Consider the following 19,398-nt stretch of genomic DNA (forward strand, 5'->3'; position numbering starts at 1 on the left):
GGCCGGGTGCGCGGTGATGGTGGTCTTCCGTCCGCCAGTCAAAGTCATCATTTCTCCCAACCTCCTTTTCCTCTGTTCGCTGCAGACAAAGCGTGCAACCGGGGCGCTGACCGCGGCAGTTGGCTCTGGGGTCAGGAATAAAAGTACACCAGGATTCTTCTGGTGACTACTGCTTTTGGGGAATTCAGCAACCCTAATTTACAAAAAGGAAATTAAAGGCCCCAGCGGACAATTGCGGGCGTCCTCTTATCCCACCCCAGTGTGCAGACTTTTGCGGTCCCCAGGATGAAGTGCCTGCCCTCCGTGGGCGCCAGTTCCAGCCACCGTGCCGTGAGGATCCGCGAGAAATGGCCGTGCGCAACGATCAGCACATTGTCCATTCCCGATTCCAGGACCCGGCCAATGATCTTATCCGCCCTGGCCGCAACCTCGTCCAGCGTCTCGCCGTTGGGAACACCGTGCGTCCAGATGAGGTAGTCAGGGTTGTCCTTGCGGATCAGGTCCGAGCTGATGCCTTCGTAGTCGCCGTAGTTCCACTCCACTGCCAGCGGTTCGTGCTGCGCGTCCGGAAATCCCGCCAGTTCCGCGGTCCGCCGGGCACGCCGCAGCGGCGAGGTGAGCACCAGGTCGAAGTCGACGGCGTCGAGCACTTTACGGGCTTCCACAGCCTGCTGTTCGCCTTCGACCGTGAGCGGGAGGTCCGTGAGCCCGGTGTACTGGCCGCTCTTGGACCACTCGGTCTCGCCGTGCCGGAGGATCCAGAGCTGGGGGCGGGGGGCAAGGGCAGGATCGGTCACTTGGTCTCCTCAGACGGGGAAGGTTCGACGGCGGCGGGAGACTTTCCGGCCTCCGCTGCGGCAGGAGCTGATTCGGGCTGTTCGGCCCACCAGCGGAGCAGCCGGGCCTCCGCGTCCTCGACGGGCAGGGGACCGTGTTCCATCCGCTCATTGAGCAGGAACTTGTACGCCCTGCCCACCACGGGTCCGGGCTTGAGGCTGAGCAGTGCCATGATCCGGGCGCCGTCCAGGTCCGGCCGCACAGCATCCAGGGACTCCTGCTCCCGCAATGCGGCGATGCGGTCTTCAAGGTCGTCGTAGGCAAAGGCCAGGCGCTCGGCCTTCCTCTGGTTCCGGGTGGTGACGTCTGAGCGGGTGAGCCGGTGCAGGCGTTCGAGCAGGGGCCCGGCGTCCGTGACGTAGCGGCGGACCGCCGAATCGCTCCAGCCGGCGTCGCCGTAGCCGTAGAAGCGCATATGCAGCTCCACCAGCCGGGCCACGGCTTTGGTGGTGTCGTTGTCGAAACGCAGGGCCTTCATGCGTTTGGTGGTGAGCTTTGCCCCCACCATGTCGTGGTGGCGGAAGCTGACCGCCCCGCCAGGTTCGAAGCGCCGCGTCGCCGGCTTGCCGACGTCGTGCATCAATGCCGCGAACCGCAGCACAAAGTCGGGCCCGGGCACCGGGCCGTCACCGTCCGTTTCCAGCTCCGCTGCCTGTTCCAGCACCTGCAGTGAGTGCTGGTAGACATCCTTGTGGCGGTGGTGCTCGTCGGACTCAAGGCGGAGGGCGGAAACTTCGGGCAGCACGAACTCGGCGAGGCCCGTGTCCACCAGCAGGTCCACGCCGACCCGGGGCTGTGCCCCGGAGATGAGCTTGACCAGTTCGTCGCGCACCCGCTCGGCGGAAATGATGGTGATGCGTTCGGCCATTCGGGTCATGGCTTCCCGGACGTCGTCGGAAACTGACACGCCCAGCTGCGCCGCGAACCTGGCGGCCCGCATCATCCTCAGCGGGTCATCGGAGAAGGACGCCTCGGGCGATCCCGGGGTGGCCAGCACGGAGGCGTGCAGGTCGCGGACGCCCCCAAAGGGGTCCACGAGCTCCATGGCGGGCAGTTTCAAGGCCATGGCATTGATGGTGAAGTCCCGCCGCAGCAGGTCGTCGGTCAGGGATGAACCGAATGCCACCACGGGTTTGCGGGATTCGGGATCGTACGCCTCCGCCCGGTAGGTGGTGATCTCAATCTGGAATCCGTCCTTGCGCATGCCGATGGTTCCGAAGGCGCGCCCGATCTCCCAGAAATTGTCAGCCCACTTCTTGATGAGGGCCACGGTCTGGTCCGGCGTGGCGTCCGTGGTGAAGTCCAGGTCGGGGGAGGTCCGCCCCAGGAACAGGTCCCGCACCGGCCCGCCCACCAGGGACAGTTCGTGGCCGGCGTCCACAAAGCGCTGGCCGAGCTCCAGGACCACCGGGTCCACCTGGAAATCGACGGTGTGGGAATCAGTCTTGTGATGTGCGTGCGCCATAGTTACTTAAGCTTGGCAGAAACCTGCCGCCCGGCAGGCCAAAAAAGCGTCAAGATCCCGTGGATTCGGTCCACTGCCGGGAAACTGCGTCATATGCCGTCCATGTTGGTGTCATGTTCCGGTCATCACGAGCGGGCAACAGTCGTTAGAGTGGACTCCATGGCCCATCCAGTACCGAGCGCTCCAGGCAGGAGGACGAACGCACCATTGCCGTCGGCAATCGGTGCGCACGTTGCGCCTGCGCAGCATTCGGCGCCGGCTTCGCTGCCGACGGTGGAGGAAGTCTCCGCCGGCGGCGTGGTGGTGGACACGTCCGACGCCGAGTTGAGGGTTGCGATCATCTCCCGCCTTAACAGGGGCGGACGCCTTGAATGGTGCCTGCCCAAGGGCCATCCGGAGGGCAAGGAAAACAACGAGGAAGCGGCGGTCCGGGAGATCGCCGAGGAAACCGGCATCGAGGGCAGCATCCTCGCCCCGCTTGGAAGCATCGACTACTGGTTTACCGTCAGCGGCCACCGGGTCCACAAAACGGTCCACCACTACCTCCTGCGCGCCACCGGCGGTGAGCTGACCATCGAAAACGATCCGGACCAGGAAGCCGTGGACGTGGCATGGGTGCCCATCCAGGAGCTGGCCCGGAAACTGTCCTTTCCGAATGAGCGGCGCATCGCCGACCTTGCCCGCGAAGTCCTGCCCGGACACCTGTAGCGCCGCACTGCCCGTGCCGGCGTTGCGGCGATAGCGGCGTCCGGGTGAGACGATGAACTCGATGTCAGCTTCCAATTTTCCTTCCGATAAACCCGGCCGGCCCGGCGATGCGGTTCCCGAGGGTGTACCCATGGAACCGGCAGGCCCGGACACCGGTCCAGTAGCCGTCGGCGCCAGCGAAACCCGTTCCAGCGCCATCATGGCCGCCGGCACGCTCGTGTCGCGGTTCCTGGGGTTCGGCAAGACCTGGATGCTGGGCACGGCGCTGGGGCTAGGCTCCACGGTCAATGACACGTTCATCAACGCCAACAACCTGCCCAACCTGATCTTCCTGCTGGTGGCCGGCGGCGTGTTCAACGCGGTCCTGGTGCCGCAGATCATCAAGGCCAGCAAGGCTCCGGACAGGGGAGCGGACTACATCAGCAGGCTGCTGACGCTTGCTGTCCTGCTCCTGCTGGGCCTGACGGCGCTGGTCACCCTGGCAGCCCCGGCGGTCATTGAACTCACCACGCAGGGATACACCCCGCAGCAAAAGGCCCTGGCTGTCACGTTCGCTTTCTGGTGCCTGCCGCAGATCTTCTTTTACGGCCTCTATGCCCTCCTGACCCAGGTCCTCAACGCCAACGGCGCCTTTGGTCCTGCCATGTGGGCGCCCATCCTCAACAACCTCGTGGCCATCGCCGGCCTCGGAATGTTCATCTGGATCTTCGGCACCAACGAGCTCAGTCCGCACACCCTGGAGAACTGGGGTGAGACGCAAACACTGTTCGTGGCCGGCTTCTCCACCATCGGCGTCATCTCCCAGACGGCCATCCTCCTGATACCCGTATTCCGGCTCCGGCTGGGACTCCGGCCGCGCTTTGGCTGGCGCGGCGTGGGACTGGGCCAGGCAGCCAAGCTGAGCGTCTGGACCCTGCTGACTGCCGCCGTCGGGCAGCTCGCGTTCCTGTATGTCATGCGCATCGCCACCATCCCCGGTGCGGAACGCCTCCGGCTGCAGGAGGCGGGCGACCCGGCCGCGGAGATGCTGCCGGGCAACGCCGTGCTGGAAGTGGCCAGCCAGCTGTACCTACTGCCGCACTCCATCATTGCGCTGTCCCTGGCCACGGTGCTGTTCAACCGGATGACCAGGGCCTCGCAGGACGGCAACCGGGACGAGCTGCGGGATGCCCTTTCGCACGGGCTGCGGACCATGGCCGTTGCCACCGTTTTCGGTGCCCTGGCCCTGTTCGCCCTCGCCGGCCCGCTGGGCATGTTCTTCTCGGGCGGGGACAGGCAGGACGGCGTGATGCTGGCCCAGACGCTCACCATCCTGGCGCTCAGCACACCGTTCATGAGCGCCAACTTCATGATGTCCCGGGTGTTTTACGCGAACGAGGACGCACGCACCCCCTTCTACATTCAGCTGCTGCTCGCGGTGGTTTACGTTGCCGGCGCCTTTGCCATCCAGTTCCTGCCGGTCAACCAGATCATCTATGCCATCGCGGTCCTCTACATGGTGGGCAACATCCTGTCCGTGGTCATCAGCGCGTACTTCCTGCGCCGGCTCCTCGGACACCTTGACGGGGCCCGGATCGCCAGCTCCTACATCCGGATGGGCTACGCCGCCCTCGGATCCGCCATCGCCGGTGCCGGTGCGCTGTGGCTGATGGGCAGCTACGACCCCAACGGCTTCGCCTGGCATGACCGGCTGACCGCGCTGATCACGGTCATCGTTGTAGGTCCCGTGATGCTGGTGGTCTACTTCTTCCTGCTCAAACTGTTCCGCGTGGCCGAACTGCGCGACCTCCTCCGCCCCCTGCTCGGCCGCCTGGGCCGCGGCGGCCCCGCTGCGCCCGCGGCGGCAGGCGGGGCCCCGCCGTCGTCCTCTCCAGAGGGAACGCCCTCCGTGGAAGGTGCGGTCGCCGCAGAACGCCCCGTCCGTCCCGAGCGGGCCACGACCTCCGTGGACACGGGGCTCATTCCCCGGATTTCAGGCGAGTTTGATGCTGCTTCCTTCCGCGCCGGCCCCGAGCCGGAGCATGTGGGCAGGCGCTCGGATTCTTACGACGGCGGCGGCCAGGGAACGTCCGACGGCGGCTACCTGCCGGGCGAGGACCAGCCGGGGACAGCACGCGGGGGCTTGCTCCGTGAGCAGATCCCGCTGCCCGGCCGGCGCACGTTCCAGGGCAAGGCAGGCGAAAACCCTTATTTCAAGCGGCGGCGCCCCCGTAAAAAGTGACTGCCCTGCCGTTTCCGGAGGTCTTTGTCCACGGCGCGCCGGACGCAATCCGCTAGGATCGAAAAGGTACAGGGGGAGTTGTATCCAGGGGCAGGCCGCGCGGCAGTCCCTGAACGGCGGTTGCGTCATCTATGCCGGCAATCCCGGAAAATCTAGGAGGAACACGTGTCCAACCCGATCGATGTCGGATCAGTACTGGGCGGCCGCTACAAGGTCACAGCCACCGTATTGGCCTCGCACGACCACGATCTGGTGCTGGATGGTGTGGACCAGGTCCTGAACCGGCCCGTCAGCATCCTGGTCGCCGGACCCGAAAACACAGAGCAGGTTGCCCAGAGCGCCCGCGAGGTTGCCACCGGTGAACGGCCCGGCACCGTACAGGTGCTGGACCTCGGCGTCACTGAGGCAGCCACCTACCTCATCACTAACCACACATCCGCCGCTGATCTGCTGGACCTCGTGGTGGCATCGAATCCTCCCTACGTGGAGCCCTTTTTCACCGACACCCTGGGCAGCGAAATCTTCGGCCAGCCCCGGTCGCACGAGCCGGAACCCTACGACGATGAAGATCACGTCGACGCCGGCTACATCAATTACGGCCAAACACACCCCAGCGAGGTGGACCCTTACCGGACTGCACCCGTTGTGCCGCCCAGGCCTCCCGTCCGGCCCGCAGCATCGCCTGGGGTTGGCCGGTCTGGAGCCTCCGCAGTCGGTGGGTCCTCGGCTGATCGTGGGGCCGCCGCTGTTGGCGGCGCTGCGGCTGTTGGCGGCGCTGCCGCTGCGGCTGCTGCTTCAGGTGCCGGTGGGGCATCACGCGGTGGCGCGACTGCCGCCGAAGCTGATCCGGACGCCACCGCCGCGCATCCGGTTCAAGACGCTTCCCGTGGCGCCGATGCCGGTGCTTCTTCCGGTACTTCAGCCGAAGCAGCAGGCGCGGGGAAGCCCAAGGTATCCCTGTGGTCGGACGACGATTACGTGCAGTCGGACCAGGAGGGCTACGACCACCACGAAGAACCGGTGGATGAGCCCCAGCCGGTGAACAAGAAGTCAGCCGTCTTTGCCCGGGCAGCAGCCCCGGCGGCCGCGGGAGTTTCTTTTGCCGACCCGGGTGACTACGACGGCGACCGGGACGAGCCTGAACGTGAACCGCGGTCCATGCGTTGGCTGGTGGGCGGACTCCTGGCTGTTGTCCTGATCGCCGGTCTCGTGTTCGCCGTAACCAATCTGGGCAGCCTCTTTTCCCAGCCCCAGGCAAATAATCCGGCTCCAGCCACCAACACAAGCGCACCGGAAGGTTCGGCCGCTCCCTCCGCAGCTCCCAGTTCAGCTCCGCCTGCCGCGCCGCCCGTCATTGAGAGTGTGACCCGGCAGGGCAACTTCGACTTTGCCGCCACGTTCGACGGCGACCTGGTGAAGGCGTACGACGGCAATGCCGCAAGCTACTGGTCGGACATGGAATTCGCCACCGACAACTGGGGCGGCCTGGCAACACAGGGTGTTCCGCTGGTGGTGAAGCTCGAGAGCCCTGCCACTGTTTCTTCCATCACCCTCTCTCAGCTTGGTGGCTCTGGCGGAAACATCACCGTTTACACCAACGACCAGCCATCCCTGGACGGTGCCAAGGCTGTTGGGACCAACAGTTTTACTTCCACGGACCTCAACATGCCGTTGGCAGCGCCTGTGGAAGCGGAGTATGTCATCGTTTCGGTCAACTCCCTTCCCCGGCTCGCTGCACCGAAGACCCGGTACGGCTACGGCATCCGTTTGGCGGAGATCAAAGTCCAGTAGTCTTCCGCTCTTCACCACCTGCGGCCCTTCCCTTCAACTGGGGGAGGGCCGCTGGCATTTAATACGCTTCCGGGTTGCGCTCTTTACAGCCGGTGATGGGGAACTGCTGTGGGACGGTAATCTGGAAAGAGCGTCTGGCGGAGATGGCATGATGCCGTCTACCGGCGGTCTTCCATGTCCAGTCGCCGGAATATCCAGCATCCAGTAGCAGTTGTGCCATATGGCCGGCCTCCACGGGGAGGTGCGTCAAATAAGGAAGAGGTTCACCGTTCAGTGACCATCGAAGAAAACACCGCGTCCGAAGTGCGTGATGTCATCATTGTCGGCTCCGGTCCGGCGGGTTACACGGCTGCCGTCTACACGGCCCGTGCAAATCTCAAGCCCTTGCTGCTCGCTGGCTCCGTAACCGCCGGCGGTGAACTGATGAACACCACTGATGTCGAGAACTACCCGGGCTTCCCCGACGGCATCATGGGTCCGGACCTCATGGAGAACTTCGAGAAGCAGGCTGCCCGCTTTGGCACCGAAATCCAGTTTGAGGATGTCACCGCACTTGAGCTCGATGGCGCGGTCAAGACGGTGACCATCGCCACGGGGGAGACCTTCCGGGCAAAGGCCGTCATCCTCTCCACCGGCTCTGCATACCGGGAACTGGGACTGCCGAACGAGAAGCGCCTTTCAGGGCACGGTGTCAGCTGGTGTGCAACCTGCGACGGTTTCTTTTTCAAGGACCAGGACATCGCTGTGATCGGTGGCGGAGACTCCGCAATGGAAGAGGCACTGTTCCTGACCAAGTTCGCGAAATCAGTAACGGTTGTACACCGCCGTGATTCGCTCAAGGCTTCCAAGATCATGGCGGACCGTGCGCTGGCCCACGAGAAGATCAACTTCATCTGGAACAGCACTGTGGATGACGTTATTGGCGAAGACAAAGTCACCGGACTTAAGTTGAAGAACCTGGTTGACGGAACTGTCTCCGATCTTGCCGTTACTGGTGTGTTCGTCGCTATCGGCAACGACCCGAGGACGGACCTCGTGAAGGATGTCCTGGCACTGACCCCGGAGGGAACCATTGCCGTGGAGGGGCGCAGCTCCCGTACCAGCATTCCCGGAGTATTTGCTGCCGGCGACGTTGTCGACCCCACCTACCGGCAGGCAATCACAGCTTCCGGCTCAGGTTGTGTAGCCGCCATCGACGTGGAGCACTACCTGGCAGATCTGGCCGCATAAGTTTCGCCCATCCCTATTGGAAAGAAAGACAAGGTATATGAGCAACGCAAAAGATGTAACTGACGCAAGCTTCGGGACGGACGTACTGTCCTCCGACAAGCCGGTTATCGTGGATTTCTGGGCGGAATGGTGCGGTCCGTGCCGCAAGCTCGGTCCGATTCTCGACGAGATCTCCGTTGAGTACAGCGAGAAGGTTGATGTCGTGAAGGTGAATGTTGATGACAACCCCGCCATCGCCGCGGAGTACGGCATCACGTCCATTCCTGCCGTTTACCTGTTCCAGGGCGGCGAAGTGAAGAACACGGTTATCGGTGCGAAGCCGAAGCAGTTCTTTGAAAAGGAATTCTCCGACGTCCTTTCCTAGGGATTCCGATTCTCGGATTACTATCTGAGACATTCGAAAGTGGTCACTGCCCTCGGGTAGTGGCCACTTTTTGTTTGTTCGGTACATCAGGATCCTGTGTTCTCGTGTGCGATGGTCCCTTGGGTTGCCCTTCGAAACGCTAGCAGCACCAAATCGACCATATTGGGGATTAGACGTGTCACGGGATGCAAACGTGCACCCATACTTATGTTTCACGTGAAACAAGCCGGACCGTAAGGCGCTACTCCTGTTAGATGGCGGCAGATGGACTTCTGCTCCCCGATACAGCTGGCCGCGGGTTCGCGAAGATGACAGGGAAGAGCTGCGTCCTGGTGTCCCTACGGCTGCCGCGAACCCAGCGGATGCTAATTATGCACTGCACGAGTGTGCTCTCATTATGGTCCGGAGTACGGCAAGCAGGCGGTATTTGTCACAACCTCAAGTAAGCATCGTCAAGGGAATCAGTTGGCGACCACTGGGATGGTCAAATAGGGCTTGACGAGCCGAGTGCTGCTCGTACGCCTGCAATTGGCGCCCCCATGACGGAGGGCGCGCGGACGGTTCGCATTGGCTCAGGCCGACGACTCGCTTGCTGTTGTACTGTTTCACGTGAAACATAGGACCCACCATTTTCGCACTCCCCAGCTCCGCCGTGGGGAAGGGCGCCTTCTGCCGATGCACCTGATACCGTCATCATCGACCGCCAGGTAAATTGCACATCGCTTCATAAGCGCCGCTGACAGCCCGATTGTGCTCTTTGCGTATATCCACGAACCTTTCAGTCTCCGCTGGTGCCGAGATACCAGCTATGGTGCGAGCAAAACATGTTTCACGTGAAACAGCGCAACACCGGGGGAAAGTGACTAGGAGGCATGCAAGCATGCTTGAGTGCCGTTTTTCCTACTTTCACGTATACAAGCTTGATCGCATACTCGACGCCCTTCGCAGCCAACGGCGAAGCGAATCATACATCCCCTAGGAGCTATTACTGGATCGCTCGGGTGACAAGCGATAGGGGACCATTAGTTCGAAGAGTGCGCGCACGTCGATCGCAGCTTCTTCGTTTGACCCGAATCAGGGGGAACCCGGACGAGTCTCGCATTCTCGCCCCCTTCTTCACCGGCGCAGCCCGTCGACACACGCTTTCGACGCGCCAGCTCCAAGCGCAGAATGCGAGAGCACGTTACAAACGTCCAACTTTTAAAACCATTCGGGCCCGGGACTAGGCGTCAAGAAGGACCATCATCAGCGGGGTGCTGAACGACAAAGAGTCTACTCAGGCAAGAGAAGCATGTTGTGCCTAAAGACTGGATGAGTCGAATGGTCTTTCCAACTGCACCGCAAGAAGGCGAACACAGCTTCAGCTGCCTGCCGTCATCTTCGTCGTGACATAACATCGTAGCCGCCGGCAGCGTCGTCACGTCAACGAAAGGCTGGAGCTTCAGCCGAGGCTTTCGAACCACGCGCCTGATCCGTCGCTGCCACTAGCAACGATTGCCGCCCTGTCGGTTTTCAGAAACACCAGGGGATTGGCCGGCGGCATCGACGTGGAACCCACCGCTAACGTGTGTGATGATCGTGCTGGCCGAAACACAAAGGATCTAGATGATCAGGGCACGACAGTCGGTACCGGCCTAGGCAGCCTTGCCTCAGCAAGGACCGACTAGTGCGACCGAGCAGACCCCGCAAGGAAGCCATAGAGGAACGGCATCTTTAAATGTTTCACGTGAAACGAAAGGCCGCCGGCCGGAGGTGCCAAGAAGCACGAGCTGCACCCGCTCTTGAACCACGCCAAATCTTCAAGTCGGCCGACATCCAGAAAGTCACCCGTAACCCGGCCTACCACTGGCCGCCCGCTGTCGGTGGATAACCACGACGCTCGGCACCTTGCCAATGCACAGGCCGGGAATGGCTCTCCGTAGCGAAAGAAGGATCTACAGGGCCAAGATGGGGCGCCGTACCAAGAACTGGGGGAGATGAGCGGAAGAGCGGAACCTACATGCAGTACCACTGGAGGCTCAACTACAGTTACTGCCTGAGTCATATTGCACAACGAGCTTCCAGAGGAAGACAACTTCGTCTATCGGAAGGACTCGCCCCCGAACTTCCTTCGCTTCGTAGGCAGATGCGTTCCTACCATATGGGCATTCACACCTCGGCGAGTAGACACAAGCTCAGCCGGGCCTTCCACTTCAAACATCCATGTTCCCGGTACATCACGCCGTCCCGACGACCACACCTACCGACCCGACACGGAGACAAAGTCGACTCCAAGTCGTCCTTGTCCGGCGAGAGACGCGCTGCCGATACCCCCCTGATACGGGTCAGGAGACTCCTATGCGCAACTCTAATCCACAGGTTATCCACAAGCGGTCACCCTGGTTATCCACGTAGTTATCCACAGCCCTACGATGCGTGCTTGTTGTGGTCCGGGTAGACCGCCTCCCCTCATTGGCGTAGCGTCGGGCAGGGTAGGTGGCTCTATCTGCCTAGGGTCCGCCCTTCAATCTGAACCGACAGCATTACAAGACGCAGCTAAACGCCTCTAAACCACCGTATTCATGCGAATATTGGCGGTATAGTCCCCATTCCGGTGTCGTCTTTGGTGTTTCACGTGAAACAGGAGTGCGCGGGGAACGGGCGCTAGGCGAACTGGATGTCACTAAATTGGGACCTATCCTTCCAGGCGCCCCGCACCCGCATACAGTCCTTGCCGCTTATCCACGGTTGGGCGCCCTGTAATCCACAAAGTTATCCACAGCGATATCCACTGCCTATGATGTTGCTCATACTCGCAGGTCAGTGTGGAAATTCGACTGGCCTTGTCGTCCCGTTCGACCTAAGGGCTCGTGACAAGGCGTTGTACTGGAAATGCTGGCTGTGACCAGAAGTTCACCCGACTGCGACACGTTGTTGGTCCGCCGTAGGTCTCGACCGTGCTGCCGCCCTGCTGATCGCCAGCCGCGGCACCATACGAAAGTAGTTCACCCAGCTTCCAAGGGTGCCTGATCACTGCAACCCTTCATTCGCGTCCTTGTACGCCAAACTGAAAAGACAGCGCGAATGCAAGGAGTGGTCTCCGTAGAACTCCGCCGTTGTCGGCGCCAGTTCCCGCGGCGGATAAAGAGCATAGAGCTAGTGTCCATTTTGAGACTGGTGCCTTCACGTCGGAGCATAGTGAACGCAGGCTTGATGTGATCTCGGCGCAGGGGTTCTGCATCGACGACCACAAAAGCAGCGCGGGGTTAGTGGAATCCAATCGGGGGAGAGGAATAGGGCGGGCATTATGTTTCACGTGAAACACTCAGTCAGGACTGACAGGAGTACGTCAGAGATGGGGGGCCACGCCGGACGATATGGTCGTCTCGCGGCCGCTTCGCTGCAACTCCAAATTTCCCGGACGCCCCCTCCGCCCTGTGAGGCCTGCGCACTTGCCGCGCGACCCCAATCCGCTCATCAAGGCATAACGCTAGGACCGGGTCGTCCTGGTGGCGTCTGATCCTTCTTCCTAGTGCAGCCTTCCGTGTGGTGCCATCGATCGGGGCCTACGAAGATTTGCCATGGCGACCATCAGTTCTAGTGATGGCAGCCCTTGGAGCGGAGGTCTATCGAGAGTTTAGACACCAGTGAGCTCGGAAAGCACTAGGGGACAGGGATGGCGCCCTAAGGTGCCAGCGAGACTGGCGCCGTTTCACGTGAAACATCGAGGGCGCCGCGACCACTGACGCGTCACCGTCCATGAGAGAGGGGATGGAGAGCCTCAAATTCCCGCGCCAAATGAGCGGCAGGGGCTCACGGGCTCAGAGCGAAAAACACCATACTGACATAAGGAGCATGCGAACGATGGGTACGCGGCCTACTGCGTAGGTGTCGACTATGGCCTTCTCCGCATCATGCTTAGGAAGCGCTGATGCGTAGAGGCTACCAACACCTTTGGTGCTAAGCCGCATGAACAAACTCCAGCTTGATCTCCTCGGGACGGCACACGTGCAGTACAGCTGTCGCCGTGCCGGACGCACAATGGTGCTCGCCTAATAGGGCAACGCGATGCCAGGAGTTATCCGCGTCCAGTGACACCTGCATTCAGCTTGGCCCTACGCCTGCATAGGTGCGGCCCCAGGAACCCCATCAAGGATTCTGCTAGGCCGAACGATCAGGGTCGAGAGCCTCGCGCGGAACGATTCCCCATCCACGAGGAGCCCGAAACCGGCCGTCGAGCCATCCTTCGCTTTGGACCACGTGATCGAGCGCGTGTTCTGATGCTCCAAAGCCGATACGCTGGAGCGGCCTACCCCCTGCGGCGGCCATCAAAAGCTCCTAACGTTGTTGATCGCCCTTCAGGACCATGATGCCCTCGAGACTCTTGAATGATCTGAGGATGGATACTCCGGTCCGCTCCATGGCGGGCACCATGCCGAACACCGCCACCCGTCTAGCGGGGCCGTTTCACGTGAAACAGTAGCGTTGCCATACGACCCGTTATCCAGGACGCTCAAGCACACGGGTGCCATCTCCGATAAGTCTCACCTGAATTACTGTGCTGCGAACATGTGGACCAGTTGTCACTTGCCATAGAAGCGATGAAGCAGTGCGACCTGAGGGGGTGTACACGCGCCGGCAGGGCTTCCATGCTGGCCCATATGCTTCACATATCGGTGTCTGTCCCATCCATGAAAAGACTGCGCATGCACTTGATGCAGCAGATTGGAGAGGATCCTTGAAGTTCCTTTGCGTATGACCGAACGGACGACGGTCAGCATGTGGATCTGAATGATCGCCCGTATTCAAAAGAACTATATTCAGGCAGAAAAAAGGCCCGGTTCGTGGTGAACCGGGCCTTTAGGAAAAGATTAGTTTGTTGAACCGGGAGCCAACACATCCATGATGCGGTTCAGGTCTTCTACACTTGCGAATTCGATGCTGACCTTTCCTTTCCTGACACCCAGCGAAATCTTCACGTTGGTATCCAGGCGGTCTGACAAGGATGATGCGAGGTAGTCAAGACGCTCATGACGCGCGCCGGGACGGGGCACATTGTTTTTCGGCTGCTTCGTCGGGTCCTGGTAAAGAGTGACAGCCTCTTCTGTGGCCCGTACCGACATACCCTCAGCGACGATCTTTTGGGCCAGACGCTCCATTGCGGCAGCATCTGGAAGGGACAGCAGCGCGCGGGCGTGACCGGCGGACAGAACGCCCGCAGCAACGCGCCGCTGCACCAACGGAGGAAGCTTGAGGAGCCGCAGTGTGTTTGACACCTGGGGCCGTGAGCGACCGATACGGTCAGCCAGCTGCTCATGCGTCGTGCCAAAGTCCTCCAGAAGCTGCTGGTAAGCCGCAGCTTCTTCCAAGGGATTCAGCTGGCTGCGGTGCAGGTTCTCCAACAATGCGTCGCGAAGGAGATCATCGTCGGTGGTATCCCTGACGATCGCGGGGATGGTTTCGAGTCCCGCAGCCTGAACGGCACGCCAACGACGCTCACCCATGACGAGCTCATATGGCTCACCACGGGATTCGGTTGATTTACGGACGACAATTGGCTGGAGGACGCCGATTTCCCGAACCGAGTGAACAAGCTCGGCCATGTCGTCTTCATCGAAGACGGAACGCGGCTGCTTCCGGTTGGGATGGATCTCGGAAACGGGTATTTCGGCAAAACGGACACCCGGAACTTCAACAAGCTCAACATCGGCCTTGGATCCGGCGAACTCATCCAAAGGCTCGGCGGCAGCAACGTCCGGGCGGACCTCGGGGGATACCTCAGGCTCCTGGCCGGACTCAGCATTGTCAGACTCACCTCTCCCGGCTGGAGGAGCCGGTGGAGTGGCGACCTTCTTGGCTGTGGCAGCACTGGAAGTACGGGAAGTAGCATCGGTAGCCGGGGAGGCGGTGTTCCTGGCAGTCGACTTCGCCGGGGCCTTCCGGGCCGGCGGGGCAGTCAGCTTCTCGGCTACGGTCTTTGCTGTGCCCGCGGCATTTTCGTCCGAGGGTTCGGTCTTCCTTCTGCCCTCGGGAAAGAAGAGATCTACAGGACGGGATACGGCTGCACCGTTACCCTGCCCATTGGACGCGGCGGAACTTGGAATCAGCGCGCCAAGACCGCGGCCTAGGCCCCGTCGCTTCTCGCTCATGGGTAAATCCCTCCAGTGGTAGAACCAGGCGTGAGCCGGTTCCGGTCGTTGCAGTGTTGAAGATATTAGCGTTCTGCTATTTCAGCAGCGGCTTCCAAGTAAGACAGGGCTCCACTGGAGGATGGGTCGTACGTCATGACCGTCTGCTGGTAGCTCGGTGCCTCTGAGATCCGTACCGAACGGGGCACCACTGCAGACAGCACCTGGTCGGGGAAGTGCGTCCGCACCTCGGCAGCAACCTGCGCAGCCAGGTTGGTGCGGCCGTCGTACATGGTGAGCAGGATGGTTGAGACGACGAGATCAGCGTTGAGGTGCTTCTGAATCATCTCGATGTTTTTGAGAAGCTGGCTCAAACCTTCGAGGGCATAGTATTCGCACTGGATAGGAATCAGGACTTCATTGGCTGCGCAGAAGGCGTTGACGGTGAGGAGCCCCAGGCTTGGCGGGCAGTCGATGAAGATGTAATCGAGACGCTCTTCGCCGTTCTTTTCACGGGTCTTTGCATAGACGTCGATCGCCCGGCGCAGTCGCTGCTCCCGTGCTACCAGCGATACCAGCTCAATCTCGGCACCTGCCAAGTGAATGGTGGCCGGCGCGCAGATGAGCTTGTCGATATCGGGGCACTGGGCCACCACATCTGCCAGGGCAACATCGTTGATCAGGACGTCATAGATGCTGTCCACATCGGCATGGTGCTCAATACCCAGCGCGGTGGAGGCATTGCCCTGGGGATCGATATCGATCACCAGGACGTTCAGTCCCGCTGCTGCCAAAGCGGCGGCGATGTTGACGGTGGTGGTGGTCTTACCCACGCCGCCCTTCTGGTTGGACACGGTGAAGATGCGTGTCTTTTCGGGACGCGGCAGCTTACGTCCCATCAGGCGCTCACGGCGCTTCGTTTCATGGGCCAGCTCCCGCGCAATAGGGCTGGAATCGTCGATTGCATCAATGATGTTGGTTCGACCTGCTGAGGTTGTTTCACGTGAAACAAGCGAGGAGGTTCCAAGGTTTGATACTTGTTTTGGGTGAATTCCCCCTCTGCCGGGGACCGAAAACGGGCCAGCGACAGAACGAGCTGACCCCAATGACACAAACGGCGGTATCCGTTGTGCGGAGGCTTCACTACTGGTCACTGGGGCACACTCACTCTCGTTCAGCCAATTTTGCTGCCGTTGACTAGCCTAACTGCTTGACCCGGCAGACTTCGGTCACCGGGCCTTGATTAGGATTTCTTTTGGGACTTGTTCACAACGATGCGGACTACGGTGGTGGGCTCCTCAAGCAGGTTGTCACCAACTGTAAGGACAGACGTCTGAACACCGCCCAATTTTCGAATGACCTTGGCGGCCTTCTCGATTTCCTCGGCCGCGCTGCGGCCTTTAATGGCAACAACCTCGCCATGGCCGGCCAGGAGGGGGATGGTGAGGCCGGCCAGGTTGCTCAAGGCAGAAACTGCCCGCGCTGTCACCACATCGGCTTCCACTTGGCCCACTGCCAGCTCAGCACGGGTCCGCATCACCGTCACGTTATCCAGTCCGAGGTCGTCGACCACTTCCTGAAGCCAGATCACCCTGCGTTCCAGCGGCTCGATCAGGGTCAGTTCCAGGTCCGGCCGCGCAATCGCGAGGCAGAGGCCGGGCAGCCCGGCGCCGCTTCCGACGTCGGCCACGTGGCTGCCCTGGGCAATCTCGCTTTCGATGACGGCGCAGTTGAGTACATGCCGGCTCCAGAGCCGCGGAATTTCCCGTGGGCCAATCAGCCCGCGCTCTGTTCCGGAAGTAGCCAGATGTTCGACGTAGCGCTTGGCCAGGTCCAGCCGGTCGCCGAAAATCTTCTCAGCGGCCAGAAGCTCAGCTGCCGTGATGTCAACCATGATTAGCGGGTCAGCAATTCTCTAGTCTGCGGAAACAACAATGTGGCGTCCGGTGCCTTCGCCCTCGGACTCGCTGACGAGGCCCAGGTCAGCAACAGCGTCGTGAACAATCTTCCGCTCGTAGGCGCTCATCGGTTCCAGCGCCACGGACTGGCCGGTTTCCTTCACCGTAGCCGCAGCGTCTTCCGCGATCTTCTGCAGGTGGCCGGTGCGTTCCTGCCGGTAGCCGTTGATATCCAGGACCAGCCGTGAACGGTTCTCCGTCGCGGACAGCACAGCAAGCCTGGTGAGCTCCTGAAGGGCTTCAAGGACTTCGCCGTCCTCGCCCACCAGGCTGTCCAGGCCTTCGGTCTCCTCTTCGGCAACGATCGAAATATAGGTGCGGCCGTTGCGGACCTCAATGTCGATGTCCCCATCGATGTCAGCGATGTCGAGCAGTTCCTCCAAGTAATCCGCCGCGATGTCGCCTTCTTCTTCAAGACGGCTGACAGCTGAAACCTTGGGGGAGGAAGCTTCTTCGTTCACGGACTCGTCCTGATCTTCGAGGATCTCTTCAGAAAGGGCGTGTTCGGTACTCTCGGCTGACATTACTTCTTCTTCCTGTTCTTGCGTTGTGGCTGGACACGCTGGCCCTTGGATTCAGCGACGGCGGCCGCGGCAGCAGCGTCCGCTGCTTCATCCTTCTTGCCGCTCAGGATCGAAAGGGCCGGAAGGCCCTTGGCGGCACGGCGTTCGGCGAGGGCCTTTGCGGCGGGGGATCCCGGCGTCGGCATGCGGCGGATGACGAAGAACTGCTGGCCCATGGTCCACAGGTTTGTGGTGGTCCAGTAGATCAGGACGCCAATGGGGAAGTTGATGCCACCCACGCCAAAGACGATGGGCAGGATGTAGAGCATCATCTTCTGCTGGCGCATGAAGGGGCTGGCCATGGCTTCTTCAGACATGTTCTTGGCCATGATCTGCTTCTGGGTGATGAACTGCGAGGCCGTCATGGCCAGGATCATCAGAATCGAGAGGATGGCAACAGTGATCTGGTTATCGCCGCCGCCGCCGTGCAGCAGCGTTGCATTCAGCGGTGCACCGAAGATGGTGGAGTCGTCGAACTGCACCACCTGGTCGTGGCTCATGGCACCGATGCCCTCGCCCTTGTCGCGGGCACCGGAGATGCCGGACAGCACAGTGAACAGGGCGAAGAAGAACGGCATCTGGATCAGCATGGGCAGGCAGGCCGAGAACGGGTTGGTCCCGTGCTTCTTGTACATGGCCATCTGTTCCTGCGCCATTGCCTGGCGGGACAGCTGGTCCGTCTTGCCCTTGTACTTGTCCTGGAGCTTCTTCAGGTCCGGCTGCAGCAACTGCATGCCGCGCTGGGCCTTGATCTGCTTGACGAAGACGGGAATCAGGGCGGCACGGATCACCAGCACGAGGCCAATGATGGACAAGGTCCAGGTCCAGCCGGAGGCTTCAGGAAGCCCAATAGCAGTCAGGCCCTCATGGAAGCCCACCATGATGATGGACACAAGCCATTTGAACGGAAACATGATTGTTTCAAAGAAGTCCATACTTATCCCTATTCGTCAGGCCGCACTGCGGCCTTCTTCATCAGTCCGAGCAGCCAAGTACTTGTCCGGGTTGTTCAGCACAACAATTGTGGGGGCTTGGCTCTCCGGCCAATCCCGCTTACCGGCGGGGACATGGTCCACGCCGCCGGCATTCCATGGATGGCAGCGGCCAAGGCGCCTGACTGCGAGCCAGCTGCCCTTGACGGCTCCATGGACAGTAACCGCTTCAAGGGCGTAGGCCGAGCATGAAGGGAAGAATCGGCAGACCTGGCCGTAGAAGGGAGAAATCACCTTGCGGTAGGCCTTGAGCAACACGATGAGGATGTTCCTGGGCAGGTTCCACAAGAACATCCCGACGGCGGCGGCAACAGGATGGGGACGGGCGACGACGGCGGTGGCGTTACGCACGCGGGGTCCCCTCCTGTGTTGTACCGGCCGAACCGTTGGCGGCAGCCTTCGGGAGGCGGCCGGCCAGCCGGGTCAGCGTCGATTCCAGTGCAGCGTTGTAGTCCGACAGCAGCTGATCCCAGCTGGCAGTCGCGGACGCAGGAAGCGCCCGGACCACTATGGCGAAGCCTGTGCCATGCTCGCGCAGCGACGCAGCACCTGCTTCTCTTAGTCTCCTCTTAACGAGGTTCCTGACCACAGCGTTCCCTACACTCTTGGAAACGATGAACCCGATCCGGCTGGGTTCGTCGGCAGCAATAGCTGCCGCATATAACACTACGTTCCGGCGCCCATTGCGGACACCGGAACGTACAGTTGTTGAAAAATCGGATGCAGTCCTTAAGCGGTTGCGGGTGGCCAGCACCTTAAACTCGCAAAGAGATGTCTACCGAAAAGTTCAGTTATTTAAGCCGACAGCTCGGTACGGCCCTTGCCACGACGGGCTGCCAGGATGGCGCGGCCGGCACGGGTACGCATACGAAGGCGGAAGCCGTGCTTCTTGGCTCGACGGCGGTTATTCGGCTGAAAAGTCCGCTTGCTCACGTTAGTTACTCCAGTGGATCAAAGGTGCGCCCACCCGATCAGTATGGGGAAGAACTGGCCGACGCTAAGTTTTGTATATGCACGCTTCCCCCGGCTGCTCAAACGCGGAGCGCCTGAGAGATTCAGATGGGGCCAAAAAGCGGACACAAAGGACTTCACAACGTTAGGGCAATTTAAGCCTTCGAGTCAAACCGGCTGGTCGCCCCCACGCTATCCCCAGCTGTGCCTA

The 19,398-nt window shown here is 61.0% G+C and carries 15 protein-coding genes; 5 read left to right on the forward strand and 10 right to left on the reverse strand.

The annotated features are described in order from the left end of the window. Positions 1-212: 212 nt before the first annotated feature. Both B5520_RS15240 and B5520_RS15245 read right to left on the reverse strand, forming a co-directional pair. Positions 213-797 (reverse strand): histidine phosphatase family protein, encoded by a 585-nt coding sequence (locus tag B5520_RS15240; protein ID WP_079597928.1) that lies wholly within the window; start codon positions 795-797, stop codon positions 213-215. Further along, positions 794-2,302, reverse strand: a complete 1,509-nt coding sequence (locus tag B5520_RS15245; RefSeq protein WP_079597929.1) for a CCA tRNA nucleotidyltransferase — start codon at positions 2,300-2,302, stop codon at positions 794-796. The genes B5520_RS15240 and B5520_RS15245 overlap by 4 nt, the downstream gene beginning before the upstream one ends. Before the next feature lie 207 nt (positions 2,303-2,509). Between B5520_RS15245 and B5520_RS15250 the strand changes: the two genes are divergently transcribed. The 5 genes from B5520_RS15250 to trxA all read left to right on the forward strand — a co-directional run bounded on the left by B5520_RS15250 (position 2,510) and on the right by trxA (position 8,616). Then, positions 2,510-3,010 carry an NUDIX hydrolase gene (locus B5520_RS15250; protein ID WP_079597930.1) on the forward strand — a complete coding sequence of 167 codons (501 nt, stop codon included), beginning with the start codon at positions 2,510-2,512 and terminating at the stop codon, positions 3,008-3,010. A 61-nt stretch (positions 3,011-3,071) separates the two neighbouring features. Continuing rightward, a complete protein-coding gene (murJ, locus tag B5520_RS15255) occupies positions 3,072-5,231 on the forward strand; it encodes a murein biosynthesis integral membrane protein MurJ (RefSeq protein WP_079597931.1) in 2,160 nt (719 codons plus the stop codon). Positions 5,232-5,396: 165 nt separating this feature from the next. Beyond that, positions 5,397-7,022, forward strand: coding sequence for an ABC transporter substrate-binding protein (locus tag B5520_RS15260; protein WP_079597932.1), 1,626 nt, complete (start codon positions 5,397-5,399; stop codon positions 7,020-7,022). A 273-nt stretch (positions 7,023-7,295) separates the two neighbouring features. After that, positions 7,296-8,252 carry a thioredoxin-disulfide reductase gene (gene trxB / locus B5520_RS15265; protein WP_079597933.1) on the forward strand — a complete coding sequence of 319 codons (957 nt, stop codon included), beginning with the start codon at positions 7,296-7,298 and terminating at the stop codon, positions 8,250-8,252. A gap of 37 nt (positions 8,253-8,289) precedes the next feature. After that, on the forward strand, positions 8,290-8,616 hold the full coding sequence (gene trxA / locus B5520_RS15270) for a thioredoxin (RefSeq protein ID WP_079597934.1): 327 nt from the start codon (positions 8,290-8,292) through the stop codon (positions 8,614-8,616). Positions 8,617-13,466: 4,850 nt separating this feature from the next. Here the strand turns inward: trxA and B5520_RS15275 are convergent. The 8 genes from B5520_RS15275 to rpmH form a co-directional block, all read right to left on the reverse strand. Next, the gene (locus B5520_RS15275; protein WP_079597935.1) at positions 13,467-14,744 is read right to left on the reverse strand and encodes a ParB/RepB/Spo0J family partition protein; all 1,278 of its coding nucleotides are present in this window, start codon (positions 14,742-14,744) and stop codon (positions 13,467-13,469) included. 65 nt (positions 14,745-14,809) lie between these two features. Continuing rightward, positions 14,810-15,877: a ParA family protein gene (locus tag B5520_RS15280; protein WP_303048429.1), complete on the reverse strand. Its 1,068-nt coding sequence runs from the start codon at positions 15,875-15,877 to the stop codon at positions 14,810-14,812. An 89-nt stretch (positions 15,878-15,966) separates the two neighbouring features. Beyond that, on the reverse strand, positions 15,967-16,617 hold the full coding sequence (gene rsmG / locus B5520_RS15285; protein WP_079597937.1) for a 16S rRNA (guanine(527)-N(7))-methyltransferase RsmG: 651 nt from the start codon (positions 16,615-16,617) through the stop codon (positions 15,967-15,969). Positions 16,618-16,638: 21 nt separating this feature from the next. Continuing rightward, positions 16,639-17,205, reverse strand: coding sequence for a Jag family protein (locus B5520_RS15290; protein WP_079597938.1), 567 nt, complete (start codon positions 17,203-17,205; stop codon positions 16,639-16,641). Beyond that, on the reverse strand, positions 17,205-18,179 hold the full coding sequence (gene yidC / locus B5520_RS15295; RefSeq protein ID WP_079597939.1) for a membrane protein insertase YidC: 975 nt from the start codon (positions 18,177-18,179) through the stop codon (positions 17,205-17,207). Before yidC ends, B5520_RS15290 begins: the two co-directional genes overlap by 1 nt. Positions 18,180-18,194: 15 nt before the next feature. Next, on the reverse strand, positions 18,195-18,587 hold the full coding sequence (gene yidD / locus B5520_RS15300) for a membrane protein insertion efficiency factor YidD (protein ID WP_079597940.1): 393 nt from the start codon (positions 18,585-18,587) through the stop codon (positions 18,195-18,197). Beyond that, complete coding sequence (rnpA, locus tag B5520_RS15305; RefSeq protein ID WP_079597941.1) at positions 18,580-18,990, reverse strand: ribonuclease P protein component; 411 nt, start codon at positions 18,988-18,990, stop codon at positions 18,580-18,582. Before rnpA ends, yidD begins: the two co-directional genes overlap by 8 nt. A gap of 41 nt (positions 18,991-19,031) precedes the next feature. Next, entirely contained in the window at positions 19,032-19,169 is a 138-nt protein-coding gene (gene rpmH, locus B5520_RS15310; RefSeq protein WP_003800212.1) for a 50S ribosomal protein L34, read from the reverse strand. Positions 19,170-19,398 lie beyond the last annotated feature (229 nt).

The organism is Arthrobacter sp. P2b (assembly GCF_900168295.1).
GTDB lineage: Bacteria > Actinomycetota > Actinomycetes > Actinomycetales > Micrococcaceae > Arthrobacter.